The organism is Cypionkella psychrotolerans (genome assembly GCF_001294535.1).
In the GTDB taxonomy this organism is placed as follows: Bacteria; Pseudomonadota; Alphaproteobacteria; order Rhodobacterales; family Rhodobacteraceae; genus Cypionkella; species Cypionkella psychrotolerans.
Genome location: NZ_LGIC01000073.1, coordinates 38,074 through 62,405 on the forward strand (window position 1 = coordinate 38,074; position 24,332 = coordinate 62,405).

The 24,332-nt window shown below is 61.4% G+C and carries 22 protein-coding genes and 1 riboswitch; of the genes, 14 read left to right on the forward strand and 8 right to left on the reverse strand.

Features of this window, described 5'->3' with window-relative positions:
* Positions 1 to 193: 193 nt before the first annotated feature.
* Both AKV04_RS16800 and AKV04_RS16805 read right to left on the reverse strand, forming a co-directional pair.
* Positions 194 to 1,537, reverse strand: coding sequence for a sigma-54-dependent transcriptional regulator (locus AKV04_RS16800; protein ID WP_054007577.1), 1,344 nt, complete (start codon positions 1,535 to 1,537; stop codon positions 194 to 196).
* Positions 1,534 to 3,171, reverse strand: a complete 1,638-nt coding sequence (locus tag AKV04_RS16805; RefSeq protein ID WP_235815680.1) for a sensor histidine kinase — start codon at positions 3,169 to 3,171, stop codon at positions 1,534 to 1,536. Before AKV04_RS16805 ends, AKV04_RS16800 begins: the two co-directional genes overlap by 4 nt.
* 209 nt (positions 3,172 to 3,380) lie before the next feature.
* On the opposite strand from AKV04_RS16805, the gene AKV04_RS16810 reads away from it, so the two are divergent.
* The 12 genes from AKV04_RS16810 to AKV04_RS16865 all read left to right on the forward strand — a co-directional run bounded on the left by AKV04_RS16810 (position 3,381) and on the right by AKV04_RS16865 (position 15,782).
* Positions 3,381 to 4,742, forward strand: coding sequence for a dicarboxylate/amino acid:cation symporter (locus AKV04_RS16810; protein ID WP_054007579.1), 1,362 nt, complete (start codon positions 3,381 to 3,383; stop codon positions 4,740 to 4,742).
* Positions 4,743 to 5,009: 267 nt separating this feature from the next.
* Positions 5,010 to 6,356: an MATE family efflux transporter gene (locus AKV04_RS16815; RefSeq protein ID WP_054007580.1), complete on the forward strand. Its 1,347-nt coding sequence runs from the start codon at positions 5,010 to 5,012 to the stop codon at positions 6,354 to 6,356.
* A gap of 74 nt (positions 6,357 to 6,430) precedes the next feature.
* Positions 6,431 to 6,523: riboswitch (glycine riboswitch) on the forward strand.
* 137 nt (positions 6,524 to 6,660) lie between these two features.
* Complete coding sequence (gcvT, locus tag AKV04_RS16820; protein ID WP_054007581.1) at positions 6,661 to 7,797, forward strand: glycine cleavage system aminomethyltransferase GcvT; 1,137 nt, start codon at positions 6,661 to 6,663, stop codon at positions 7,795 to 7,797.
* Between the two features lie 9 nt (positions 7,798 to 7,806).
* Positions 7,807 to 8,166: a glycine cleavage system protein GcvH gene (gene gcvH / locus AKV04_RS16825; protein WP_054007582.1), complete on the forward strand. Its 360-nt coding sequence runs from the start codon at positions 7,807 to 7,809 to the stop codon at positions 8,164 to 8,166.
* A gap of 86 nt (positions 8,167 to 8,252) precedes the next feature.
* A complete protein-coding gene (gene gcvP / locus AKV04_RS16830) occupies positions 8,253 to 11,093 on the forward strand; it encodes an aminomethyl-transferring glycine dehydrogenase (RefSeq protein ID WP_054007583.1) in 2,841 nt (946 codons plus the stop codon).
* A 170-nt stretch (positions 11,094 to 11,263) separates the two neighbouring features.
* Positions 11,264 to 11,974: an AzlC family ABC transporter permease gene (locus AKV04_RS16835; protein WP_054007584.1), complete on the forward strand. Its 711-nt coding sequence runs from the start codon at positions 11,264 to 11,266 to the stop codon at positions 11,972 to 11,974.
* Positions 11,964 to 12,278: an AzlD domain-containing protein gene (locus tag AKV04_RS16840; protein WP_054007585.1), complete on the forward strand. Its 315-nt coding sequence runs from the start codon at positions 11,964 to 11,966 to the stop codon at positions 12,276 to 12,278. The genes AKV04_RS16835 and AKV04_RS16840 overlap by 11 nt, the downstream gene beginning before the upstream one ends.
* 94 nt (positions 12,279 to 12,372) lie before the next feature.
* Positions 12,373 to 12,693 (forward strand): DUF3775 domain-containing protein, encoded by a 321-nt coding sequence (locus tag AKV04_RS16845; protein ID WP_162232893.1) that lies wholly within the window; start codon positions 12,373 to 12,375, stop codon positions 12,691 to 12,693.
* 3 nt (positions 12,694 to 12,696) lie between these two features.
* Entirely contained in the window at positions 12,697 to 13,134 is a 438-nt protein-coding gene (trxC, locus tag AKV04_RS16850) for a thioredoxin TrxC (RefSeq protein ID WP_054007587.1), read from the forward strand.
* 84 nt (positions 13,135 to 13,218) lie between these two features.
* A complete protein-coding gene (locus AKV04_RS16855; RefSeq protein ID WP_054007588.1) occupies positions 13,219 to 14,592 on the forward strand; it encodes a sensor histidine kinase in 1,374 nt (457 codons plus the stop codon).
* Positions 14,589 to 15,230, forward strand: coding sequence for a response regulator (locus AKV04_RS16860; RefSeq protein ID WP_054007589.1), 642 nt, complete (start codon positions 14,589 to 14,591; stop codon positions 15,228 to 15,230). The genes AKV04_RS16855 and AKV04_RS16860 overlap by 4 nt, the downstream gene beginning before the upstream one ends.
* Positions 15,231 to 15,350: 120 nt before the next feature.
* On the forward strand, positions 15,351 to 15,782 hold the full coding sequence (locus AKV04_RS16865; RefSeq protein WP_156317616.1) for a hypothetical protein: 432 nt from the start codon (positions 15,351 to 15,353) through the stop codon (positions 15,780 to 15,782).
* A gap of 102 nt (positions 15,783 to 15,884) precedes the next feature.
* On the opposite strand, the gene AKV04_RS16870 is transcribed toward AKV04_RS16865, so the two are convergent.
* The 4 genes from AKV04_RS16870 to ppk2 form a co-directional block, all read right to left on the reverse strand.
* Positions 15,885 to 16,262: a hypothetical protein gene (locus tag AKV04_RS16870; protein ID WP_054007591.1), complete on the reverse strand. Its 378-nt coding sequence runs from the start codon at positions 16,260 to 16,262 to the stop codon at positions 15,885 to 15,887.
* A gap of 181 nt (positions 16,263 to 16,443) precedes the next feature.
* Positions 16,444 to 17,838, reverse strand: coding sequence for a 30S ribosomal protein S12 methylthiotransferase RimO (gene rimO, locus AKV04_RS16875; protein WP_054007592.1), 1,395 nt, complete (start codon positions 17,836 to 17,838; stop codon positions 16,444 to 16,446).
* Between the two features lie 295 nt (positions 17,839 to 18,133).
* On the reverse strand, positions 18,134 to 19,135 hold the full coding sequence (locus AKV04_RS16880; protein ID WP_054007593.1) for a sensor histidine kinase: 1,002 nt from the start codon (positions 19,133 to 19,135) through the stop codon (positions 18,134 to 18,136).
* Between the two features lie 242 nt (positions 19,136 to 19,377).
* Positions 19,378 to 20,310, reverse strand: coding sequence for a polyphosphate kinase 2 (gene ppk2, locus AKV04_RS16885; protein WP_054007594.1), 933 nt, complete (start codon positions 20,308 to 20,310; stop codon positions 19,378 to 19,380).
* Positions 20,311 to 20,451: 141 nt separating this feature from the next.
* Between ppk2 and AKV04_RS16890 the strand changes: the two genes are divergently transcribed.
* A complete protein-coding gene (locus tag AKV04_RS16890; RefSeq protein ID WP_054007595.1) occupies positions 20,452 to 22,446 on the forward strand; it encodes an AsmA family protein in 1,995 nt (664 codons plus the stop codon).
* A 151-nt stretch (positions 22,447 to 22,597) separates the two neighbouring features.
* Here the strand turns inward: AKV04_RS16890 and AKV04_RS16895 are convergent, their stop codons facing one another.
* The gene (locus AKV04_RS16895; RefSeq protein ID WP_054007596.1) at positions 22,598 to 23,224 is read right to left on the reverse strand and encodes a GcrA family cell cycle regulator; all 627 of its coding nucleotides are present in this window, start codon (positions 23,222 to 23,224) and stop codon (positions 22,598 to 22,600) included.
* A gap of 158 nt (positions 23,225 to 23,382) precedes the next feature.
* Between AKV04_RS16895 and AKV04_RS16900 the strand changes: the two genes are divergently transcribed.
* Positions 23,383 to 23,697 carry a hypothetical protein gene (locus AKV04_RS16900; RefSeq protein WP_054007597.1) on the forward strand — a complete coding sequence of 105 codons (315 nt, stop codon included), beginning with the start codon at positions 23,383 to 23,385 and terminating at the stop codon, positions 23,695 to 23,697.
* Positions 23,698 to 24,005: 308 nt separating this feature from the next.
* On the opposite strand, the gene AKV04_RS16905 is transcribed toward AKV04_RS16900, so the two are convergent.
* Positions 24,006 to 24,308: a hypothetical protein gene (locus AKV04_RS16905; protein ID WP_054007598.1), complete on the reverse strand. Its 303-nt coding sequence runs from the start codon at positions 24,306 to 24,308 to the stop codon at positions 24,006 to 24,008.
* Positions 24,309 to 24,332: the final 24 nt, after the last annotated feature.

Consider the following 24,332-nt stretch of genomic DNA (forward strand, 5'->3'; position numbering starts at 1 on the left):
GTCTCAAGGTCTGACCCGAAACGCATGAGGCCCCGGATCAAGTCCGGGGCGGCGTAGAGTAAGGGGCGGCGTAGAGTAAGGGGCGGCGTAGAGTAAAATGGCAGCACCGCGCAAAGATGAACGAGTTGTTAATGGGTGCCGCGTAACCCATTGATCTATATAGGAATAGACCCCTGTCCACGCGTGGACGGTTCTATTTTCCCCGGTTCCGAAACTCCTCTGGCCTAATCCCCAACCGATTCACCTTATCATAAAACGTCTTCCTCGGCAGCCTAAGCCGCTCCATCGCCCGACTAACATTCCCCCCACAAATCAACAATGCCTCCCTAATCACCCCCGCCTCATACCCCGCCATCATCTCCGCCAACCCCACCACTTCCTCGCCCACATTTCCGCCAAATGCAGGCAAGCCCAAAGCCACCGACTCCGCAAACTGCATCAATTCCCGCGCATTTCCCGGCCAACTATGGGTGGCCAACCTCGCCTGCGAAAGCGGCGTAATCTGTGGCACCGGCAGGTTCAGCCGCCCGCAAGCAGCCAGTAAGAAGTGCCGGAACAAGATCGCAATATCCCCGCGCCGATCCTTCAACGCAGGCACCTGCAGGGTCACGCCCGACAGCCGATAATATAGGTCCGGCAGAAACTCCCCCCGCGCCACCATCGCGGCCAGATCAGCTTGAGAAGCCGCCAGAACATGCAAATCCACCGCCCGCGCAGCAGCGGCCCCCGTAGCCCAGACCTCACGCGCCTCGATGACATGCAGGATGCGGGCCTGCTGGGCGAGGCTCAACCGATCAATCCGGTCCAGAAACAACGTGCCGCGATGCGCCTTCTCCAGCCGCCCCACCAGCCGGGCATGGCGCGGCGCGCCGGGCTGGCCTGCCTCGGCGCCGATGAAATCCAGATCAAACCGCGCGGCGTCCAAGGCATCGCAGGCGACGTGCACGAAAGCGCGTGCGTGGCGCGGGCCTTCACGGTGGATCGCGCGGGCGAGCAGAGTTTTGCCCGCCCCGGATGGCCCGGTGATCAGCGCATCTACCCCCGCCTCGGCCAGCCGCGCCATCGTATCACGTAGGTGCACCATTGCGGTGCTGTCGCCCAAAAGCTGCCCAGCTGCCACCGGAACCCCGCGCAGGGCGCGCAACTGGCGGTTTTCCAGCACCAAAGCGCGGGCTTGTGCTGCACGGCGCAGCGCCGCGGTCAGGGCATCCAATCCCACCGGCTTGGTCAGAAAATCCCAAGCCCCATCGCGGATCGCCGCCACTGCCATCGCGACATCGCCATGCCCGGTCAGCAGGATCACCGGCAGTTCGGGGTCCATCGCGCGGATATGGCGGAACAGCTCAAACCCATCCATGCCGGGCATCCGCACGTCTGACAGGACCACGCCGGGATAATCGGCATCAAGGCCCTGCAAGGCGGCAGCGGCCGAGGAAAACGCCTCGGGCTGAAATCCGGCGATACGCAGGCTCTGGGTCTGCGCCTCCAGCAGATCGGCGTCGTCATCGACAAGGCGGACCAAGGGCCGCGCGGTCATGCGCGGGTCAATCTGATGCGGAATGTGGCACCTTGATCGGGCAGGGGGGGATCGGCGGTCAATTCATTGCCCAGATCGCGGACGATGTCTTGTGCGATCACAAGGCCAAGGCCCAGACCATCGGGCTTGCTGGTGGCGAAGGGGGTGAACAGTTGTGCGGCGATGTCGGGGCGCAGGCCGGGACCGTTGTCGGCAATGCTGATCGTGACATGGGTTGCGTCGGCTGAGACGGTGATGCGGATTTCGGGGTCGGGCCGCCCCGCCAAAGCCTCTTGCGCGTTCTGGATCAGGTTGACCAAGACCTGTTCCAGCCGCACCGCTTCGGCCCGCACCAGCAGATCAGGCGAAGCGCCTTCGATCACCAACCGCGCGCCTTCAACCCGGCGGCGCGAAGCGGTCAGCATCACCGAGGCGTCGATGGCTTCTTTCACGCTGATAGAACCGACTTGCCCGGTCGCCTTACGGGCAAAACCACGCAGATGGGTGGTGATCTGGCCAATGCGTTCCGACATCCGCACGATCTTGCCAAGGTTCTCTGTGACCTCGTTTGGCGCGGTGTTTTGCAAAGCCAGCGCGTTTTCGGCCAGCAGCCGGATCGTCGCCAACGGCTGATTGACCTCATGCGCGAGGCCCGCCGTGACCTGCCCCAAGGTTGCCAGCTTGTTGGCCTGCACCAGATCGGCCTGCATCCGCGCCAAACGCGCCTCGGCCGCGCGGCGTTCGGCCATCTCGGCGGTCAGATCGCGGGTGCGATCTTCGACAGCGCGTTGCAGATCGGCGGTGTAGCGGCGCTCGGTTGCAACTGCGTTCTGGGCCCGCCGCTTCGCCCGTCCCGCCCGCCAGATCAGCGCACCGAGGATAATCTCAAACCCTAACGCAGCCCCCGCAGCCAAAACCCCGGCCTGCCGCGCCGGGGCGATTGAGGTGCTGAGGGTGAGCGTCCAATCGGGCACCCCCGGCACCGGGCGGGTCATGTTCAGTCGGTCTTGCAGGCGTGGCATCGGCTTGAACCGTTCATCGCTGGCGGATGACAGCAACACTATGCCAGTGCTGTCGGTGACCCTCGTTTGATCGGGGCTGCGGGCCCAACTGGCTTCCAGCGCGTCAAACTCCATCTTGACGACCACGACGCCGACCGCCGCCGCGCCGTCCGACACCACATGCGATAGATACAGACCGGGGCGTTTGCTGACTGTGCCAAGCGCGAATTCCAGGGCGGTGCCCTTGGCCATCGCATCGGTGAAATAACGCCGGAAACTATAGCTGGTGCCGACAAACGACACAGGCTCGTCCCAGTTCGAGGCCGCAATCGCGGTGCCAGAGGTGTTGAGCAGGTAGATCACATTGCTGCCGGTCTCGGCGCGCAACTGATCGAGCTTGCGCGAAACCCCTTGTTGCGCGCTGGTGGAGCCAAGCCGCAGAGCGTCTTTGACCAAGCCATCATCCGACAGGATTGCCGCGACCGCGCGCTGCGTCGCCAGCACGCTTTCCAGCGCCTGCCCCCGCGAGTCCGCTGCCGCCGTGGCCTGTTCGCCCAGCCGCGACACAGTGCTGGCCTGACCGAAGTAGAACACCAGCGCCAGCAGGCCAAGCGCGGCACTGGCAAGGATAAAGCGCGCAAGCGCGCGGTTCATGCGATGGATCATCTGCGGCCTGTTGTTCCCATTTCCACACTATCATTAAAAATATGTGTGGAAAAGCATACATATATTGATGCCGATCAGAGCGAAAATCCTGTGACATCAATGCATTGCCGCCAGTCGCCTCATTTCTACGCAGCCGAACGGCAGCCTGTCATCATAGCATCACAGATTCGTCATCCGCATGTTGGGAGGAGACCACAATGCAGATTAACACAACTTCCGTGGCGCAAGTGCCGCGTCCATTCTATCGCACGCTCTATTTTCAGGTCATCTTCGCCATCATTCTGGGTGCGTTGATCGGGCATTTCTGGCCAAGCGTCGGGGAGTCCCTAAAACCGCTTGGCGATGGCTTTATCAAACTGGTGAAGATGATCATCGCCCCGGTGATCTTTCTGACCATCGTCACCGGGCTTGCTGGCATGACCAGCCTGCGCGGTGTCGGATCGGTCGCGGCCAAGGCGTTCGGCTATTTCTTCGTGTTCTCGACACTGGCTCTGGTGGTTGGCTTGATCGTCGCCAATGTTGTGCAGCCGGGTGCTGGCATGAACATTGATCCGTCGACGCTGGATGCCTCTGCGGTGCAGGGCTATAGCGAGAAGGCGCATGAGACCACGGTGACGGGCTTTATGTTGGGCATCATCCCCGACACCATGGTTTCGGCCTTTGTCGATGGCAACATCCTGCAAGTGCTGTTCATCGCCATCCTGTTCGGCGTGGGCGTGATCCTGATTGGCGAGAAAGCGCGGCCCGTGGTCGATCTGTTTGAAACGGTCAGCCGCGTGGTGTTCCGCATCGTCGATATTCTGATGAAAGCGGCTCCGATCGGGGCGTTCGGAGCCTTTGCCTTCACCATCGGCAAATATGGCATCGGGTCGGTGGTGAACTTGGCGGCTTTGGTGGGCACGTTCTATCTAACCTCGGCTTTGTTCATCATCGTGGTGCTTGGCACGGTTTGTGCGCTGAACGGGTTCTCGATCTTCCGGCTGATCTCGTATCTCAAAACCGAGATTCTGCTGGTTCTGGGCACCTCGTCGTCTGAATCGGCGCTGCCTGCGCTGATGGAGAAGATGGAGCGCGCTGGCTGTGCCCGTCCGGTGGTGGGTCTGGTGGTTCCGACGGGGTATTCGTTCAACCTTGATGGCACCAACATCTACATGACTTTGGCCGCGCTGTTCATTGCACAAGCGACCAATATCGACCTGTCCTTGGGCGATCAGATAACGCTGCTTGCGGTGGCGATGCTGTCGTCGAAGGGTGCGGCTGGGGTAACGGGTGCGGGCTTTATCACGCTGGCCGCGACCCTGTCAGTGGTGCCGACGGTTCCGGTGGCAGGGATGGCGATCATCCTTGGGGTGGATCGTTTCATGTCGGAATGCCGCTCGATCACCAACTTCATCGGCAATGCGGTGGCGACGGTGGTGGTCAGCCGCTGGGAGAATGCGCTGGATCGCGGCAAGCTTAACGCAGCCCTGCGGGGGGAAGAATTGCCGAATTCGTTCGTGCCAGTGCAAGATCTGCACGCCCCAGCGGGTCTGCAACTCGGCGAGACAAGCGCTGACTAAACCCACTGCCTGACAGCTGAACATGCAAGACGCGGGGGCCAGTTTGGCTGCCCGCGTTGAGCATTTATAGGCCCAGATGGCTGTACCGCCGCAAGCCCGCTGCCGATTAACGCGCGAGGGTTCTGCGGGGATGCAGGGCAGGCTGCGGCGTTCGGTCTTGAACCCCCGCAGTTGCGGATGCAAAGCTGCGCTTCGGTCCAATCTGGGTAAATTTCCGGATAATCTGAAGCAAAAGGTGGCGGAGAGGCACCTTTCCGCAGGGTGTAGATGGCAGAGCAAGCGGTAAAAGCGCCGGATCAACAGCCGAAATTTGTCGAGGGCAACCTCTTTCGCCATATCACGGTGATGTCGCTTACCAATTCGGTCGGGCTGATGGCGATTTTCGCGGTCGATCTGATCAACATGGTGTTCATCTCGATGCTGAACCAAGAGGATATCACGGCGGCGGTGGGCTATGCCGGGGCGATCCTGTTCTTCACTACATCGTTCGGCATTGGCCTTTCCATCGCGGTTTCGGCGCTGGTGGCGCGCGCGGTGGGACAGCGTAATCTGGTGATGGCGCGGGAGAAGGCCACCAATGGCATGATCCTCGGCATCGGCTTTGGCATCATCTTTGCCGCCGTGGTTTGGGCGTTTCTGCCGGGTATTGTCAGCCTGCTGGGCGCGGAGGGCCGCACCCACGCGCTGACGGTGCATTTCCTGCGCATCGTCATTCCGGCGCAGCCGTTCCTGATGGTGGGGATGATTGGCGGTGCGATCCTGCGCAGCCATGGCGATGCCAAGCGGGCGATGGCGGCAACCCTGTGGGGGGCTGCGGCCAATGCGGTGCTGGACCCGATCCTGATCTTTGGGCTGCATATGGATCTGACCGGGGTGGCAATCGCCTCGGTGGTGTCGCGGATCGTGATTGCAGGTGTGTCGCTGGTGCCGGTGATCCGGCATCACGGCGGTTTTGACAGACCGTCGGTTGAGGGGCTGAAGGCGGACCTCGCGCCAGTCTATGCCATTGCCGGGCCTGCGATTTTAACCCAAGTCGCCACCCCTTTGGGACAGGCGATGGTGACCCGCATGGTGTCGGGCTATGGCGAGGCTGCGGTGGCGGGCATGGCGATCGCCGGGCGGTTGACCCCTGTGGCGCTGGGGGTGATCTTTGCACTGTCGGGCGCGATTGGGCCGATCATCGGGCAGAATTATGGGGCCGGTCGGATGGACCGGGTGAGCCAAACCTTCCTCGATGGGCTGAAGTTTACGGCCATCGTCGTTGCCATCGTCACGGTGATCCTGTTCGCCCTCCGCGCGCCGATTGCCGATCTGTTCCACGCGCAGGGGCTGACTCGCGATCTGGTCTGCGGCCCGCTGTGTCTGCTGTTTTTCTTCAACGGCGCAATCTTCATGGCCAATGCCGCCTGTAACAACTTAGGCAAACCCTTGATGTCGACCCTGATCAACTGGGGCCGCCACACCATCGGCACCGTGCCGTTCGCATGGTGGTTCTCACACTATTGGGGCGCGCAAGGCGTGCTGATCGGGCAGGCCTTGGGCGGGGTGATCTTTGGCATCCTCGGTGTCTGGCTGGCCTATCGGATGATTTTGGCCACGCCAGCGCGGATTTAGGCGTGTCGTAAAGCAGGTGCATACCGTCGCATTCTTTTCACTTGCAAGCCCCACAGCCTCTGCGCTAGCTAAAGGCATCAGGATCGGGAGAATCCAGTAGGAAACTTCTGGTGCCGAAGGAGCAACCGCCCCGGTAAACTCTCAGGCTCAAGGACCGTTCTGATAACAGACTCTGGAGAGTGGTGCCACAGCACCCGCCGAAGGGATAACGATCTCAGGCGCCCAAGTTGGGTATAGACAGAGGGGGCATCGAGGGGTGGGGATTGGCCCGCCTGATCGGTGCCGGATTCCGTTTCCGGCAGTTATGGGGGCGGCTTTGGCCGAAGAATTGCTAAGATTGGATCTGCATGATCTGCATGTCAGCTTGGGCGGCAAAATGGTGCCGTTCGCGGGCTATGAGATGGCGGTGCAGTATCCCGCAGGCGTGATGAAAGAACACCTGCACACCCGCGGCGCTGCGGGGTTGTTCGATGTCAGTCATATGGGGCAAGTGATCTTGCGCCCGAAAACCAGCTATGAAGCCTTGGCCTTGGCCTTCGAAGCGCTGATGCCCGTCGATGTGCTGGGCGTGGCGCAGGGTCGCCAGCGCTATGGGCTTTTCACCAATGAAACTGGCGGCATTCTCGACGATCTGATGTTCGCCAATCGGGGCGATCATATCTTCGTCGTGGTCAATGCCGCCTGTAAGGCTGCCGATATCGCGCATATGCAGGCGTATTTGTCGGAGGACGCCGAGGTGATCCCGGTCATGGATCGCGGCCTTCTGGCGCTGCAAGGCCCGCAGGCCGAGGTGGCTTTGGCGCGGCTGGTGCCCGGAGTGGCTGCGATGCGCTTCATGGATGCAGCCATGTTGCCGTGGCAGGGCGGGGATCTGTGGATTTCCCGCTCGGGCTATACCGGCGAGGATGGCTTTGAAATCTCGGTCCCTGACGCGCACCTGCGCAGCTTTGCTGAGGCGCTGCTGGACCAGCCCGAAGTCATGCCCATCGGCCTTGGCGCGCGCGACAGCTTGCGGCTGGAAGCGGGCCTCTGCCTCTACGGCCATGACATCGATACCACGACCAGCCCGGTGGAGGCGGGCCTGACCTGGGCGATCCAGAAGGCCCGCCGTGCAGGTGGCGCACGCGCCGGCGGCTTCCCAGGCGAGGCCCGCATCCTGCAAGAACTGGCAGAAGGCCCCGAGCGCAAGCGCGTCGGCTTGCGCCCTGAAGGCCGTGCGCCGATGCGCGAGCATACTGATCTGTTCACGCCCGATGCCACGCCTTTGGGCCAAGTCACCTCGGGCGGCTTTGGCCCAAGTGTCAACGCGCCGATTGCGATGGGCTATGTCGCAGCCGCGTTTGCCAGCCCGGGCACCGCACTCGAAGGCGAGGTGCGCGGCAAGCGCCTGCCCGCGACCGTCGCCGAAATGCCTTTCCATCCAACCACCTACAAACGCTGAGGACGTCAGATGAAATACACAAAAGATCACGAATGGCTGCGCGTCGAGGGCGATGTGGTGGTTGTTGGCATCACCGAACATGCGGCAACCGCGCTGGGCGATGTGGTGTTTATTGAGCTGCCCGAAGTGGAAACCGTGGTCGCCGAAGGTGACGAGGTTTGTGTGATTGAAAGCGTCAAAGCGGCGTCGGATATTCTGGCTCCGCTGGATGGCGAGATCACCGAGGTCAACACCAAGCTGGTCGATAACCCGTCCTTGGTGAACGAAGACCCCACCGGGGCCGCTTGGTTCTTCAAGATCAGGATCGACGATCTGTCGGTGCTGGATGCCTTGATGGACGAAGACGAATACAACGATCTGATCGGCTGATCGGGGCGTCAGGCCCGCAAGATTTCTGCGAACATTCTAGCCCCCGATTCCCGGGGTCTGGTTCTTGCATCCAAAAGGGGAGCGCCATGAGCTTCACACCCGTTGACTATGATCCCTACGATTTCGCCAACCGCCGCCATATCGGCCCCTCGCCGTCCGAGATGGAGGCGATGCTGAAAGTGGTCGGCGTGGCTGACCTTGACGCGCTGATTGATGAAACCGTCCCCGCCTCAATCCGCCAAAGCATTCCTTTGGGCTGGGCCCCGCTGTCGGAACATGACCTGCTGGCGCGGATGCGCGCGGTGGCTTCGCGCAACAAGGTGATGACCAGCCTGATCGGGCAGGGCTATTACGGCACCGTCACGCCGCCCGCGATCCAACGCAATATTCTGGAAAACCCAGCGTGGTACACCGCCTATACTCCATATCAGCCCGAGATCGCGCAGGGGCGGCTTGAGGCGTTGCTGAACTATCAGACCATGGTGGCCGATCTGACCGGGCTGCCGGTTGCCAATGCTTCGCTGTTGGATGAAGCCACAGCGGCGGCAGAGGCGATGACCATGGCCGAGCGTGTCGCCAAGACGAAGGCAAAAAAGTTTTTCGTGGACGAGCATTGCCATCCGCAAACCATCGGTGTGATCGAAACCCGGGCCAAGGCTTTGGGCATTGAGGTGGTGGTCGGCGATCCAGATGCGATGCAGGCCAGCGACGTGTTCGGCGCGATTTTCCAGTATCCCGGCACTTGGGGCCATGTCCGCGATCTGACGCCGTGGATTGAGGCTTTGCACGCCGCCAAAGCGGTGGCGGTGGTGGCCACCGATCTCCTCGCCCTATGTATGTTGCGCGAACCGGGAGCGATGGGGGCTGATATTGCCGTCGGTTCCAGCCAGCGCTTTGGCGTGCCGTTGGGCTACGGCGGCCCACATGCCGCGTTTTTCGCCTGCAAGGACGAGCATAAACGTCAGATGCCGGGGCGGATCGTCGGCGTCTCCATCGACTCGCATGGCAACAAGGCCTACCGTCTGTCGCTTCAAACCCGCGAGCAGCATATCCGCCGCGAAAAGGCGACCTCCAACGTCTGCACCGCGCAGGCTTTGCTGGCTGTGATGGCCAGCATGTATGCGGTGTTCCACGGGCCGCTGGGTCTGCGCGCGATTTCCGAGCGGGTGCATTCGCTGACCGTGCGTTTGGCGAAAGCCCTACGCGATGCTGGGGCGACCCTGCCGCAAAAGCAGTTCTTTGACACCATTACCGTTGAGGTCGGCGTCGGCCAAGCCGGGATTCTGGCGGCGGCACGGCTGGAGGGGCTGAACTTCCGCAAAGTCGGGCGCGATCATGTCGGGATTTCGCTGGATGAAACCAGCAACGAAGACGTGCTGCGCCGGGTGCTGCGGGCATTTGGGATTCAGGACTCGCCCCCCGCGAAGGCAGAACTGGGCTTTGCCGAGGCGATGCTGCGGGAAACGGAGTATCTGACCCATCCGGTGTTCCACATGAACCGCGCCGAGTCGGAGATGATGCGCTACATGCGCCGCCTGTCGGATCGGGATTTGGCGCTGGATCGCGCGATGATTCCGCTCGGGTCTTGCACGATGAAGCTGAACGCGGCGGCGGAAATGATGCCGATCACTTGGCCGGAGTTTGGTTCGCTGCACCCGTTCATCCCCGCCGATCAGGCTTTGGGCTACCGTGAGGCGATTGAGGATCTGTCGCATAAGCTCTGTGAGATCACTGGTTATGATGCGTTCTCGATGCAGCCGAACTCGGGCGCGCAGGGGGAATATGCTGGCCTCTTGACCATCGCCGCCTATCATCGGTCGCGCGGCGAGGGGCATCGGCATATTTGCCTGATCCCGGTATCGGCGCATGGCACCAATCCGGCCTCCGCCCAGATGGCAGGGATGGAAGTGGTGGTGGTGAAGGCCATGCCGAACGGTGACGTGGATGTGGAAGATTTTCGCGCCAAAGCGGCAGCGGCAGGCGCGAATTTGGCGGCTTGCATGATCACCTATCCGTCCACGCATGGGGTGTTTGAAGAAACCGTGCGGGATATCTGCCGGATCACCCATGAGTGTGGCGGGCAGGTTTATCTCGACGGTGCGAATATGAACGCGCTGGTCGGGTTGGTGAAACCGGGGGAAATCGGCTCGGATGTCAGCCACCTTAACCTGCACAAAACCTTCGCGATCCCGCATGGAGGCGGCGGGCCAGGGATGGGGCCGATTGGGGTAAAATCGCATCTTGCGCCGTTCCTGCCGGGACATTCTGAGACGGGCGGCGAGGAGGGGCCGGTTTCGGCGGCACCTTATGGCAGCGCCTCAATCCTGCTGATCTCATGGGCCTATTGTTTGATGATGGGCGGTGAGGGGCTGACGCAGGCGACGCGGGTGGCTATTTTGAACGCCAATTATATCGCGGCGCGGCTGAAAGGGGCTTATCCGATCTTGTTCATGGGCAACAAGGGGCGGGTGGCGCATGAGTGTATCTTGGATACGCGGCCGTTTGCTGAGGTCGGGGTTACGGTGGATGATATCGCGAAGCGGTTGATCGACAATGGCTTCCATGCCCCCACGATGTCTTGGCCGGTGTCGGGGACGTTGATGGTGGAGCCGACGGAATCGGAAACCAAGGCCGAGATTGATCGCTTTATCACCGCACTTCTGGCGATCCGGGCGGAGATCAAGGCGGTCGAAGACGGTGAGATTTCCAGCGAGGACAGCCCGCTGCGGCACGCGCCGCATACGGTGGAGGATCTGGTTGCCGATTGGACCCGGAAATACCCGCGCGAGCAGGGCTGTTTCCCACCGGGGGCGTTCCGGGTGGATAAATATTGGCCGCCGATTGGGCGGGTTGATAACGTCTATGGTGACCGGAATCTGATCTGTATTTGTCCGCCTTTGGAAAGCTATATGGAGGCGGCGGAGTGAGGGTCCCAACTCGGGACCTTTTGGAAGCGTTTGTTATCAGACGCTTAGGGTTATCGATTTAACCCTTTGTTAAGAAATGGCCCCGCCGTTGTATCGGTGGGGCCATTTTCTTATGACGCGACAAAAAGCGGCGCGTTGACCAAATCCGCCGAACCGCTTAGCAAAGCGCCATGAGCCTTCACGCGCCAAAATCCACCTTCACCGCAGGCGCTGTCACCGCCTTGCCGATTGCTTTGGGCTACTTCCCCATCGCGTTTTCGTTTGGCGTTGCCGCGACGCGGGCGGGGCTGACGGGGCTGGAGGCTTTTGGGCTGTCGCTGATCATTTATGCTGGGGCGGCGCAGTTTTTGGCTTTGGCTTTGATCACCGGCGGCGCTCCGATCTTGGTTTCGGCGTTTACGCTGATCGCGATGAACATCCGGCATGTGCTGTATGGTCCGGTCTTGATCAAACGGGTGGGGTCGGGCGCGCGCACCAAGCACGCTTGGGCTTGGGCGTTTGGGCTGACCGATGAGGTGTTTGGTGCCGCGCTGGGCGCATTGGCGCGGGGAAAAGTGGTATTTTCCGAGGCGTTCATGTTTGGTCTGGGGCTGGCGGCCTACGGGTCTTGGCTGTCTGGCACAGCTTTGGGAGCGTTTGCGGGGGGGGCTGCGTTGCAGGAGTATCCGGTGGTTGATGCGGCTTTGGGCTTTATGCTGCCTGCGCTGTTTTTGGCGCTGCTGCTGTCGATTATCTCGCGGCTGCAGCTGCCGGTGATTGCGGTGGCGATGGCGGCCACGGTGGCAGTGACGCTGGCGTGGTCGGGCACGGCTGGGATTTTGGCGGGCATGGTTGCGGGCGCGCTGAGCGGGTTGTTGGTGAGGCGCAATGATGCGGCTTGAGATTTTGACTCTGGCGTTGATCGTGGGGGCCTGCACTTGGGCGTTTCGGTTTTTTCCGACCAAGGCGGATTTGTCGGCGATCAAGCCCGATGGCGTACTGGCGCGATTTTTGGCCTCAACCGGACCTGCGGCGATTGCTACTTTGTTTGTGGCTTCGTTGCTGCCGATGGTGAAGGGCGGCGTGCCACTGCCGTTGGTGATTGGCACGGCGTCGGTGCTGGCGGTTTATGCGGCCATGCGCTCGGTGGTGCTGGCGACGCTGGCGGGGTCGGTGGGTTTTGGGCTGACGGTCTGGTTGCTTTAGCGGGATGCGCTTTAGGGTGATGGATACTCACCCTGCTTTAGGTCATAGTCGGGCCTAGGCCTTGTGCTAAAATGCGGGCGAACAGGAGATGATGATGTTGGAAATTGCAGCCGCGAAAGTGGTGGAAATTATTTACCTGTCGCGCGAAACCACAGCCTCGGCAGAGGCCGAATTGCGCGGCTTGCTGGATGCGTTGAACGTCGATGAAAAGGCGCATCTGACGGCGCTGGCTTGGGTCGGGCGCGGCACCTATACGGCAGATGAATTTGGTCAGGCGGTGGTGGTGGCGGAGGTTGAGGCCTCGGCCCCGACGGCGGAATATCTGCTGGGCATGACCGATCTTGCCGAGAATCTTGAAGCCGGGTTAGAAGCGATGGGCATTGATGTGACCGGCGAAGAAGAGGACTTGCTGTAAGCGATGGCAGACGCGGTGAAGCTGAGCTGTGCCACTTGCGGGCAGATGAACCGGGTCGCGGCGGATCGACTGGCGGCTGGGCCGAAATGCGGCGCTTGCGGTGATCCGTTGCTGGATGGCCGGGTGATCGAGTTCGACGCGGCCGGGCATGACAAGGCGACGCGCGGTGATGAATTGCCGCTGCTGGTGGATTACTGGGCGCCGTGGTGCGGGCCGTGCCGGGCGATGGCACCGGAATTTGTCAAGGCGGCCAAGGCGTTGCAGGGCCGCGCCCGTTTGGCCAAGCTGAACACCGAGGATAATCCGCAGATCGCGCAGCGGGCGCGGATTCAGGGGATTCCGGCGCTGGTGCTGTATCGGCGGGGCCGCGAGGTGGCGCGGCTGGCGGGCGCGCGTCCGGCCAGTGAGATCGTGGCGTTTGTGCAGAACAATCTGGGGTAGCCGCGTCGCAAGCCATGCGGCGAAAAGCATTAGGATGTCTTGGCGGTAAGCGGTGTAAGATCGCCGCACAACACCGGAGTGCCGATGGCGAATTTCGACTTCACTGCATGGTCAAAGCTGTCACTGGTGCAGCAATTCGCGCTGGCGGGCGGCGTGGTGATGTTGGTCTCGGCGGGTTTGGGCGGGTCTGTCGTCTCAAACCGTATCGAGGAGGTGGTGGTGCGCAACACCGCCAATGCCACGGCGCTGTATATGGAAAGCTTTATCGCCCCGCTGACGCAGGATCTGGCGCGGCGTACCGATATGACCGAGGAATCGCGGGTGAAGATTGGCGAGCTTTTGGCCGATACTGCGTTGGGCAAAAGGGTGGTCAGCTTTAAGATCTGGCGGCCCGGCGGACTGGTGGTGGATGCCTCTAATCTGGAAACCGTGGGCAAGCGGTTTCCGCCGACCGAAAACCTGAAAAAGGCTTGGGGCGGCGAGGTGCGCGCCGATTTCAACGATACCAAAGACGAGGAAGATAAGGCCGAGCACGCTTTGGGCATCCCGCTTTTGGAGATTTACAGCCCGATCCGTGAGATCAAATCCGGCAAGGTCATTGCGGTGGCGGAGTTTTACGAGGTCGCCACCCAGCTGAAGCAAGATCTGATCCGGGCGCGGGCGATGGGCTGGCTGACGGTGGCGGGGTCGATGCTGTTGATCGCGGTGGGGCTGTTTGCGGTGGTGCTGCGCGGTTCTCGCACGATTGATCGCCAGTTGGGCGCGCTAAAAGACTTGGTGGCGCGCAATCTTGCGCTGCGTCTGCGGGTGCAAGGGGCGGCGGCGCGGTTTGCCTCGGTCAATGATCAGGCGTTGCGGCGGATTGGCGCGGATTTGCACGACGGCCCGGCGCAGCTGATGGGCTTTGCGGCTTTGCGGCTGGATGCGTTGCAGGGTCAGGTTTCGGGGCGCGCGGCAGAAGATTTGGCGGCGGTGCAGCGAGCGGTGAAGGACTCGATTCTCGAAATTCGCAGCATCGCCAGAGGCTTGTCGCTGCCGGATATCGAGCAGAAATCGCTGGAAGATATTCTACGTGGCGTGACCGAGGCCCATGCCGCCCGCACCGGCACGGCGGTGGCCTTGCACTGTCAAGCCGTCAGCGGCCTGCCTGCGGCGGTGAAAATCTGCTGCTATCGCTTCGTGCAGGAAGGGCTGAACAACGCGTGGCATCATGCCGAGGGGCAGGGCCAAGAGGTGCGGGTCAGCTTGCGCGGCGATCTGTTGGAGGTGCTAGTGTTGGACCGGGGCGCGGGATTCGCGCAGCTTCCGGTGGATTTTCTGCGCGAGGATGCCGGACTTGGCCTTGCGGGGTTGGCGGATCGGGTGGAAAGTCTGGGCGGCCACATCAGCTTTGCCAATCGCAGCGATGGGCCGGGTGCGCAGTTGCGGATGACATTGGATTTGAAGGAAGCGACATGAGCGATATCCGTCTGGTTCTGGCCGATGATCACCCGATTTACCGCGACGGCGTGGCGCGCACGCTGGCGGATGCGGGTGGGATTGATGTGGTGGGGCAGGCGCAAGATGGCGAGGCAGCGGCGCGGCTTTGTGCCGAGTTGAAACCCGATCTGGTGTTGCTGGATGTCTCGATGCCGAAGGGCGGGGGCTTGGGGGCTTTGGCCCTGATCATGAAGATGGACAAGCCGCCCTTGGTCGCGATGTTGACGGCCTCGGAAGATGAGGGCGATCTGATGACGGCGCTGAAGGCGGGGGCGGCGGGCTATATCCTGAAGGGGGTGGGGGCCAGCGAATTGGTCGAACTGGTGCGCGATCTGGCGGCGGGGCGGTCTTATGTCTCGCCCGGATTGGCGGGGCGGCTGCTGGTGGCGATGCGGGGCAAGCCGGTCGGCGAGCCCAATCCCTTGGCCGATCTATCGCGGCGCGAGGAGGATATTCTGCGGCTGGTGGCGACCGGGCTTTCCAACAAGGAAGTCGGCCGCAAGCTGGATATTCAAGAGAAAACCGTCAAGCATTACATGACCTCGATCCTGCAAAAGCTGCATGTGCGCAACCGGGTGGAGGCCGCGATGCTGGCGCGGGTTCATCTGAAGGACTGAGAGTTTATCAGACCATTGGCCGGTCTTACCCGCGAAGATCGCTGGGCGATGGTCCCTGATGTGGCGGGGTTTGGCGGCGTAGATTGAGGCTACGAACTCACAAACCTCATGGAGCATATCATGTCTCATTTCACATTGACCAAAATCATCGCGGCGGGCGCCGTTGCCCTGTCGCTGACCGGTGCCACCGCAGCGGCTGCGATGGTGCAAGACACTGTTCTGCCGCAGTTTTCCGCAACCTTGCCGGGGATGCCCAGCGATGACAGCCAGTTGTTGTCACGCCGGGGCCGTGGTGCCGATGATGCCGCTGGCCACACGCGCCACGGCAGGGGCAAGGACGACGGTGCGGGCCACACCTCGTTGACCGCCCCCGCACAGGGGCAGGAATTTGCCCGTCGGGGTCGCGGCGCCGATGATCCGGCGGGCCACATTCGCGGCGGCAAAGGCAAGGATGATGGCGCTGGCCATGCAGCACTGATGGTTCCGGTCGATCACAGTCTGGAATTCGCCCGTCGCGGTCGTGGCAAGGATGACGCCGTCAACCACGGTTAATTCGTTACTCCCGAACGCCAAGGCGGCCGAAGTGGTCGCCTTGGTTTTTTTGCGTGACGCCGGGTTTTGGCTACAGGTGCCCGTCGCGTTTCTGCTTGGTCGCTACCGGGTGGCGCGGATGATATTGGCCAGCCACGCCAGCACGCCGAGCGCGACCAGTCCCTCGCCGATCGGCATGAACGGGCCGATTGTAGCCTCGGGAATGGTTCCCGACATCAGCAGATACAGCGCAACCAGCAGCGCCAGCGTTCCGATCTGGTGCAGCCAGAAATGCGCCAGCGCCAGCGCGCCAGTGTTCAGCGCCGGGATCAGCCGATAGGCCAGCCCGAACAGCGTCATCAGCGTAAAGCCCAGCAGATTGATATGGGCGTGAACCGGCGATAGCGTGTGGTCGCCAGATGCGCCCATATGCATGCCCAATGCCAAACCGACCAGTAAATACAGCGCACCGATTACCAGAAACCCACGAGAAATATTCATGTTCCTGTCCCTTTGTTTGGGCGGGTTAAAATCCCGCTCGCAAAGGTTATCCTGAAGTTCGGCTTTGTGGGTTAATTTTGAAGTCGTGTTTTGGGGGCTTTGCAAACAGTTGCGGCCATCACCGTGGGGTGATGGCCGGGAAATTTTGGACGTATAGGAGGAGCGCTGGCCAAAGGCCGGATCAGACGCGACGACCCCAAAGATCGTATTCGCCGGCTTCTTCCACCGTCACCGTGACCATATCGCCGGGGGCGAGGCCCTCAAACCCCTCATCAATGAACAGATTGCCGTCGATTTCCGGCGCATCCGCCATGGTGCGGCAGGTGGCGCCTTCGTCGTCAACTTCATCGACGATGACTTGCAGGGTATGGCCGACTTTCGCTTCCAGCTTGGCTTCGGAAATGGCTTGGGCCTTTTCCATGAAGCGATCCCAGCGTTCTTGTTTCACCTCATCCGGCACATGATCGGGCAGATCGTTGGAGCGCGCGCCAGCGACGTTTTCGTATTGGAAGCAACCGACGCGATCAAGCTGCGCCTCGTCCATCCAATCCAGCAGGGTTTGGAACTCGGCTTCGGTTTCGCCGGGGTAGCCGACGATGAAGGTGGAGCGCAGGGTGATGTCGGGGCAAACGCTGCGCCATGCGGCGATCTCATCCAGGGTTTTGGCGGCGGCGGCGGGGCGGGCCATGCGTTTCAGCACGCCCGGATCGGCATGTTGGAACGGGATGTCGAGATAGGGCAGGATCAGCCCTTCGGCCATCAGCGGGATCAGTTGGCGGACATGCGGATAGGGGTAGACGTAGTGCAGGCGGACCCAAGGTTTGGTCTCGCCGCCCAAATGGCCCATGGCGCGGGCGAGGTCGGTGATATGGGCGCGGACTTCGCCGCCTTTCCACGGGCTAAGGTCATGCTTGCGATCAACCCCATAGGCCGACGTATCTTGGCTGATGACTAGAAGCTCGCGCACGCCGTTTTCGACCAGCTTTTCCGCCTCACGCAGCACGGCATGGGCGGGGCGGCTCTGCAGCAGGCCGCGCATGTCGGGGATGATGCAGAACTTGCATTTGTGGTTACAGCCCTCGGAAATCTTGAGGTAGCTGTAATGGCGCGGGGTGAGGGAAACCGCGGTGGCGGGCAGCAGATCAATGAACGGGTCGGGCTTGGCGGGGACGGCTTTGTGGACGGCATCGAGCACCGCCTCGTATTGATGCGGGCCTGTCACTGCCAGCACTTTGGGATGCGCGCCGGTGATGTATTCGGGTTCGGCCCCGAGACAGCCGGTGACGATGACGCGGCCGTTCTCGGCGAGGGCCTCTCCGATGGCCTCCAAGGATTCCGCTTTGGCAGAGTCGAGGAAGCCGCAGGTGTTGACGATCACCGCGTCGGCGCCCTTGTAATCGGGGCTGATCGCGTAGCCTTCGGCACGCAGGCGGGTGAGGATGCGTTCGCTGTCCACGAGGGCTTTTGGGCAGCCGAGGGAGACCATGCCGATGGTGGGCTGGCCGGGGCGGATCGGTTCGCTGAAGCTGGGCTTCGGGGCGAGGTCTGGGCGGAGATTTGGCGGATTTTGCGACATGGGGAAGGGTATATATTGAAACGCCGCGTGGCGGTAGGGGGGTGTCCACGCGTGGACAGATGGGCGGTTTGTGGGAATTCAAGGGGTTAGGGTGGGGGCGTTCAGGATTTGTTAAGGTTTGCCGGTGAGAGGGCGTGTTTTCTGTGGCAACGCAGCAGGGGTCATACAAAGCCGCGCCGGATTTAGCTCTAGCGGGAGTGCTTTCAGCGTGAGATCAATGCCCGCAGCATCAGCACTTGCACCGTATGAGCCTGTTTGCATTATCGGGATTATCAGATTTTCGGGATTTTCGGGCCTAAGTTTCCAACAGAGTAGCTTTTACATCCAAGATCACAGAAATACCGGTTTTCGACCAGTCATATTCGATTGATCCCCCCAGCGACCCTTCGACGGCGTTGCGCACCAAAGTGCGGCCATAGCCTTTGCGGTCTAATGGGTTGGAAGCATCTGGACCGCCCTGTTCGGTCCAAACAAAGCGCACTTTGTCTTCGACAGCCGTGCCTGATACGTCCAGCACACCGTCTTCTGACGAAAGGGATCCATATTTCAAGGAGTTTGTTGCAAGTTCGTGCACGATAAGGGCCAAGGCGGTTGCCGCATTTTCACCAACGCCCATCCTTGGAACAGAAATGCGGATGCGCCCGGCGAACGCCCCTTGGTTATCATATGGTGCCAGCAAAACCGCAAAAATATCTCCAAGAAGGGCCGCTGTGCCGTGATGCCCCGGCAAAGGTCGGACCAGATCGTGTGCGCGACCCAAGGCCGTAAGTCTGTTCATCAACTGACTTGTCATATCCTCGATGCCAGAGGCTGACCGGGAGGTGATTTTAGCCAGCACCGATGCAATGGTAAGAAGGTTCTTCACCCGATGGCTCATTTCACCGGCAAGCAGTTCGTTGCTTTCCTCCGCCTGTTTGCGGGCGGTTACGTCGAGGAACACACCCATCATCACGCGCCTTAAGATGTCTTCATCGCTGCCGCGACCCCGTGCGGAAATCCACCGAACCTTTTGTTCGATGAGTGTTCGGAAATCTATTTCATATGGCCCGACGATAGACCGGGTCGCCAGAAAGGCAGCCTGTACGCGATCGCGATCTGCAGGATGAATTTTGTCTGAAAGCTGGGCAAAAGTTACCTCATCTTTTGGCAGAACATCCCACAATTCGATGCCGCGCTCGTCCATGTCGAGCCTGTCACTGTCAACATTCCAGGACCACAAAGCGATCCCCGCCGCGTCAACTGCTCTGCGCAGCGCGTCTTCGTTCCATTTTTCCAGTGGGTTGGGTTTGTTGTCCACGCAGCCTCTACATCTTAGTCATACAAAGCATATTACAAAACATAGATGATTATTGTCCGATGCCGTCAAGCACCGAGTGCCAACCCAGTCGGGTGCGATTTCATTGCAAAGTGCTTGGGTGGCGGCAGCAACCCCGCTTGCTAAATGCTGTTATGCTAAGAGGGCAGTTTACCAAATGCTCCGCCCCCCGGCTTAATGCGGGGGCAGTTTGGGAGATTGGATTGCGGTCATCTGGACAGGCTTTAGTACTTCCCCGGCACATACAATTCCGGCGGCAGCACCGCCCGCTCGTACTGCGGATTGAAGACGCGGTTGGGGAGGGTGACATCGTCGTGCGGGACGGGCTCATAGGGGAATTGCTGGAGCAGGTGGTCGATACAGTTTAACCGGGCGCGTTTTTTGTCGTTGCCTTCGACGATATACCACGGGGCCTCGGGGATATTGGTGCGGGCCATCATTTCTTCTTTGGCTTTGGTATATTGCTCCCAGCGGACGCGGGATTGCAGGTCCATCGGGGAAAGTTTCCATTGCTTCATCGGATCGTGAATCCGCATCAGGAATCGCATTTGCTGTTCTTCATCGGTGATCGAGAACCAGTATTTGATCACGGTAATCCCCGAGCGCACCAACATGCGTTCAAATTCTGGCACGTCGTTGAAGAATTGCTCGACCTGATCGTCGTCGGCGAAGCCCATCACACGCTCGACGCCCGCGCGGTTATACCATGAGCGGTCGAACAGCACGATTTCGCCGCCTGCGGGCAGATGCGGGACGTAGCGTTGGAAATACCACTGGGTTTTTTCGCGGTCCGACGGTGCTGGCAGCGCCACCACGCGGACGACACGCGGATTGAGGCGTTGGCTGATGCGTTTGATTACGCCGCCTTTGCCCGCCGAATCGCGGCCCTCAAACAGTACGACGACCTTTTTCTTGTGATAGGATACCCAGTCTTGCAGCTTGATCAACTCGGATTGCAGCCGGATCAGCGATTGGAAATAGACGTGGCGGTCGATGCCATCGGGGTGTTTGTCTTTGTAAATCTTGGAGATTTCCAGCGAAAGCTGGGCGTCTTCCAACTCCAGCTCGTATTCCTCATCGAAGGCGTCGGTGAGTTCGGCTTCCAGCCAGTCGAGCGCTTGCGGGGTTGGCGTGTTGTTTGAGGTCGTATCAGGCATGCTGGCCTCCTGTTTCGGTCGCGGTAAATCAGGGCAATGTAACAATATGGTGACGGGCGGAGTGTTGCCAATCGGCGGTGAGTGGCTTGTTTGCTTGGAGGTTGCGCGTAGACTCGGGGTGTGGGTCAAAGTGAGGGTCGTATGCGCTGGATCATTCGTTCGGTTATCGCTTTGGTTTTGCTGGCGATTGTGCTGGTTGGGGCGGTGTTTCTGATCCCGGCGGAGAAGGTGGCAGACATCGCGGTGGCGAAGTTTAATGCGCTGACCGGGCGCGAATTGGTGATCTCAGGCTCGGTGCGGCCGTCAATCTGGCCGCAACTGGGGGTGACGACCGGGCCGATTTCGATTTCCAACGCGGACTGGTCGAAAGAGGGGCCGATGGTGCAGGCCGAGGGGCTGTCGATCTCGCTGGATCTGGCGGCACTGATCGCGGGGGATGTGAAGATCACCGGGGTGGAGGCGATCAATCCGAAGGTCGTGCTGGAGCGGTCCGCCAAGGGCGAGGAAAACTGGGTGTTTGGCGGCGGTGGTTCTGGGGGCACGGTTTCGGCGGCGACGCCGGGGGTGGGGCAGCCGTTCACGCTGGACAAGGCCTCGGTTTCGGGAGGTGCGGCGGTGTTTGCCGACCATGCGGCGGGAGTCAGGTATGAAATCAGCGGGATTGAGGCCACGGCGGCGATCCCGAATTACACCGGGCCTGCGACGGTGGATATGGCGGCGGTGATGAATGGGCAGTCGTTTCGGCTGACGGGCGAGGTTGGCGCGTTTCAGGATTTTCTGGATGGCAAGCTGGTCGTGAGCGATCTGAAGCTGGTGGCGGGCGCGGCTGAGGTTGGGTTCAAAGGGCAGGCGGGAATTGCGCCAGAGGCTAAGGGCGAGTTGAGCGCCGATCTGGGCGATTTGGCGGCGGTATCGGCCTTGGCGGGGATGGCAGCACCGAAATTGCCAGCGGGCTTGGGGGCTTCGGACGTGCAAGTGTCGGGGGCGGTGACGCTGACCACGGCGGGATCGCTGCATCTGCGGGGTGGCTCGGTGGTTCTGGATGGCAACAAGCTGGCAGCGGACGCTGATCTGACCACGGCGGGGGATCGCCCGAAGCTGTCGGCCAAGGTGGTGGCGGGTGCGCTGGATCTGGCCGGGGTGTCGGGCGGTGAAGGAGGCGGCTCGGGCGGTGGGGCACAGGCGGCGGGCTGGCCTGCGGATAAGATTGAGGTGAGCGGGCTTTCGGGCTTGGATGCGGTGGTGGCACTGACGGCAGACAGCATTGATCTGGGGATGGTGAAGTTCGGGGCGTCGCAGATCGTGCTGACCAATGATCGCTCGCGGCTGGTGGCGGAGTTGCGCAAGGTTGCGGCTTATGAAGGCGTGATCTCGGGACAGTTCGTGGTCAATGGCCGCAAGGGGTTGTCGGTGGGGGGCGATTTGTCGTTTGCGGGCATGGCGTTGCAGCCGATGCTGGCGGATTTTGGCGGGTATGAGCGGCTGGTTGGCACCGGGGATATGCGGGTGAAGTTCCTCGGTTCAGGCGCGTCGGTGGATGCGATCATGCATTCGTTGGAGGGGTCGGGGTCGCTGGCTTTGAGCAATGGTGAGATTTTGGGCTTGGACATCGCGGGGATGCTGCGGACGCTGGATACGTCTTATGTCGGCGAAGGCCAGAAGACGATTTTTGACAGTTTGGGCGGCAGTTTTACCATCGCGGGCGGGGTTCTGCACAATGAGGATTTGGTGCTGAAATCGCCCTATATCACGGCGCGCGGCGTGGGGGATGTGGGCCTGGGCGCGCGCAATCTGGAGTATCGCATCAAGGCCACGGCCTTGGCGGATGATACCGGCGCGGGCGGGCTGACGGCGCCGTTGTTGATCAAGGGGTCTTGGGCAAACCCGAAGTTCTCGCTCGATTTGCAGGCAATTGCGGATGAGAAACTGGCCGAGCAGAAGGCGGCTTTGCAGGCGCAGGCCGAGGCCAAGCGGGCGGAATTGGAGGCTGCGGCCAAGGCCAAGCTGGAATCAGAGTTGGGCGTGGCGCAGCAGGAGGGCGAAAGTCTGCAGGATGCGGCGCGGCGGCGGATGAATGAGGCGATGGACGCCGAAGCGCAAAAAGCATTGCAGAAGTTGCTGGGCCGGGGGAATTGAGGGTGATGGTGTGGCGCTGAAGCCCACCGCGAAGGGGTGCGGTGGGTTGAAAACCCACCCTACAATGCCGATAAGCGGCGCGAGGCATACAAAAGGCGCGAGGGATGCTCGCACCTTTTGGGTTTTCGGGCTTAGGCCAAATCAGCCTGCCTTAGCGGCGACGATCACGCCGCGCAGACATCGGTTGGAAGGCGACGCTGACATGGGCCTCGCAATAGGGTTTGCCAGGCACCGAGGGCAGACCGCAGAACCAGAAATCTTCGGTGGCGGGGTCGCCGATTGGCCATTTGCAGGTGCGCTCGGTCAATTCCATCAACGACAGGCGCTTGGCGCGCTTTTCGACCTCGCGCACGGAAGCCAAGGCCTCGGGGGAGATTTCATTGGCAGACGGCTGCGGCGGCAAAGGTTGGCCCGCCGGAATGATCGCCTTGCGCAGCGGGATCGGCAAAGTGGTGACGCTGGCCGCGGGGGCTGCCGGCGCGGGGGCTGCCGGGCGCGGCTCTGGCACCACGCGCTCGGGGGCGGCCGCGCGCACCGGGGCTTCGACGACCACGGGTTTGGGGCTAGGTTCGGAGCGCGGCGTGACGGGGGCTGCGACCTCGGGCTCATCGGCTTCGACAGCGCTGCCGCCGACGCGATTGGACAGGCCAAGTCGGTGCACTTTGCCGATCACCGCATTGCGGGTGACGCCGCCAAGCTCTTTGGCGATCTGGCTGGCAGACTGGCCCTCGGCCCACATTTTCTTGAGCGTCTCGACGCGCTCGTCGGTCCAGGACATAGCGAACTCCGGTTCAGGGGGCTTTTGCGGGCCCGAGGGGCCCTGCGTGACAGCAGACCCTATTCTAATCTTGAATGCAGCGGATACAAGGCGGACGCGGCAATATCAAGCGCTGCGTGATTCGGTTTATCTGGGCACGCGGGCAAAGGAGGCAGATCATGCATAACTTTCAGGAACAGCGGGCGGATACGTTTGAAACCTTTGCCACGGTGGGCCGCGGCGTGAAGCTGCCGAAGCTGTCGGTGGTGGTCTATGAATTCGTCGCCGAAGAGGTCGATACCAAATGGGCGGCGGTGGAAAAGGCGCTGCGGGCGAAGGGCTTCAAGACCAGCCATGCCGGCGACGTGCTGCAAGCCCGGATCGGGCCGATTGCGATTGATGCCGAAACGGTCTGGCAATGGGAACGGTTGGCCACAGAAATCGTGCTGCCGTTTGAGTTCTACCCAGACGGATGGGAATTGGGCGACGAATAGGCTGTTCGCGCGATAAGCAAATGGGGCGGCTTTGCGCCGCAAGTCTTTTATCTCACCGCCCCGGCTTTGCGCCGGGGCAGTTCGGGTGGGCGGCGGTTCTGTGGTAGGGTGCTTGGGGGAATGTGGAAGCCTCCAGCGGGAGTATTTGCGCCAAGATGAAATTGCTCTTTTTCAAATACTCCCGCCGGAGGCACCCCGAAGCTGCAGAGCGCGGTGCCTGTGCGGCGTAAGGCGACCGCCACAGGCCTGCGGTGGAAACGCCGCCTCGGGGGGCTCGATGCCCCCCGAGGCGGCACTGGTATTGGGTGTTAGCCGCAGTTCAGCGCGTAGCTGCGCAGGGCATCGTAACCATCAGAACTGCTGCTCAGCAGGCGACCGGGGGCGCAGTTGGTGGCGTCCTCAACATACGACGCGGTTTCGGCGTCCGTCAGCGGGTAGCGCATGGGATAGCGCAGTTGGGCTTGGCGGCCATCGGTCATCACTGTCAACTGCGAGCCATCGGCCAGGGTGAACAGGCGGGCGGTGTCGGGGCGCGGGCCGGGGCTTGGCTCAGGGGTGACGCAGGCGGTCAGGCACAACGTGGCGATCAGGGCGGCGATTGGTTTCAGCATGGGGGTCTCCTTTTGCACCACGCT

What these genes read in the sequence shown, in the direction of transcription:
- AKV04_RS16840 (WP_054007585.1), top strand. Translation starts at nt 11,964, where the DNA reads ATGCGGCTTGAGATTTTGACTCTGGCGTTGATCGTGGGGGCCTGCACT.
- AKV04_RS16890 (WP_054007595.1), top strand. Translation starts at nt 20,452, where the DNA reads ATGCGCTGGATCATTCGTTCGGTTATCGCTTTGGTTTTGCTGGCGATT.
- AKV04_RS16900 (WP_054007597.1), top strand. Translation starts at nt 23,383, where the DNA reads ATGCATAACTTTCAGGAACAGCGGGCGGATACGTTTGAAACCTTTGCC.
- ppk2 (WP_054007594.1), bottom strand. Translation starts at nt 20,310, where the DNA reads ATGCCTGATACGACCTCAAACAACACGCCAACCCCGCAAGCGCTCGAC.
- AKV04_RS16895 (WP_054007596.1), bottom strand. Translation starts at nt 23,224, where the DNA reads ATGTCCTGGACCGACGAGCGCGTCGAGACGCTCAAGAAAATGTGGGCC.
- trxC (WP_054007587.1), top strand. Translation starts at nt 12,697, where the DNA reads ATGGCAGACGCGGTGAAGCTGAGCTGTGCCACTTGCGGGCAGATGAAC.
- AKV04_RS16860 (WP_054007589.1), top strand. Translation starts at nt 14,589, where the DNA reads ATGAGCGATATCCGTCTGGTTCTGGCCGATGATCACCCGATTTACCGC.
- AKV04_RS16845 (WP_162232893.1), top strand. Translation starts at nt 12,373, where the DNA reads ATGTTGGAAATTGCAGCCGCGAAAGTGGTGGAAATTATTTACCTGTCG.
- AKV04_RS16810 (WP_054007579.1), top strand. Translation starts at nt 3,381, where the DNA reads ATGCAGATTAACACAACTTCCGTGGCGCAAGTGCCGCGTCCATTCTAT.
- AKV04_RS16805 (WP_235815680.1), bottom strand. Translation starts at nt 3,171, where the DNA reads ATGAACCGCGCGCTTGCGCGCTTTATCCTTGCCAGTGCCGCGCTTGGC.
- AKV04_RS16870 (WP_054007591.1), bottom strand. Translation starts at nt 16,262, where the DNA reads ATGAATATTTCTCGTGGGTTTCTGGTAATCGGTGCGCTGTATTTACTG.
- gcvP (WP_054007583.1), top strand. Translation starts at nt 8,253, where the DNA reads ATGAGCTTCACACCCGTTGACTATGATCCCTACGATTTCGCCAACCGC.
- AKV04_RS16835 (WP_054007584.1), top strand. Translation starts at nt 11,264, where the DNA reads ATGAGCCTTCACGCGCCAAAATCCACCTTCACCGCAGGCGCTGTCACC.
- gcvH (WP_054007582.1), top strand. Translation starts at nt 7,807, where the DNA reads ATGAAATACACAAAAGATCACGAATGGCTGCGCGTCGAGGGCGATGTG.
- AKV04_RS16815 (WP_054007580.1), top strand. Translation starts at nt 5,010, where the DNA reads ATGGCAGAGCAAGCGGTAAAAGCGCCGGATCAACAGCCGAAATTTGTC.
- rimO (WP_054007592.1), bottom strand. Translation starts at nt 17,838, where the DNA reads ATGTCGCAAAATCCGCCAAATCTCCGCCCAGACCTCGCCCCGAAGCCC.
- AKV04_RS16800 (WP_054007577.1), bottom strand. Translation starts at nt 1,537, where the DNA reads ATGACCGCGCGGCCCTTGGTCCGCCTTGTCGATGACGACGCCGATCTG.
- gcvT (WP_054007581.1), top strand. Translation starts at nt 6,661, where the DNA reads ATGGGGGCGGCTTTGGCCGAAGAATTGCTAAGATTGGATCTGCATGAT.
- AKV04_RS16905 (WP_054007598.1), bottom strand. Translation starts at nt 24,308, where the DNA reads ATGCTGAAACCAATCGCCGCCCTGATCGCCACGTTGTGCCTGACCGCC.
- AKV04_RS16865 (WP_156317616.1), top strand. Translation starts at nt 15,351, where the DNA reads ATGTCTCATTTCACATTGACCAAAATCATCGCGGCGGGCGCCGTTGCC.
- AKV04_RS16855 (WP_054007588.1), top strand. Translation starts at nt 13,219, where the DNA reads ATGGCGAATTTCGACTTCACTGCATGGTCAAAGCTGTCACTGGTGCAG.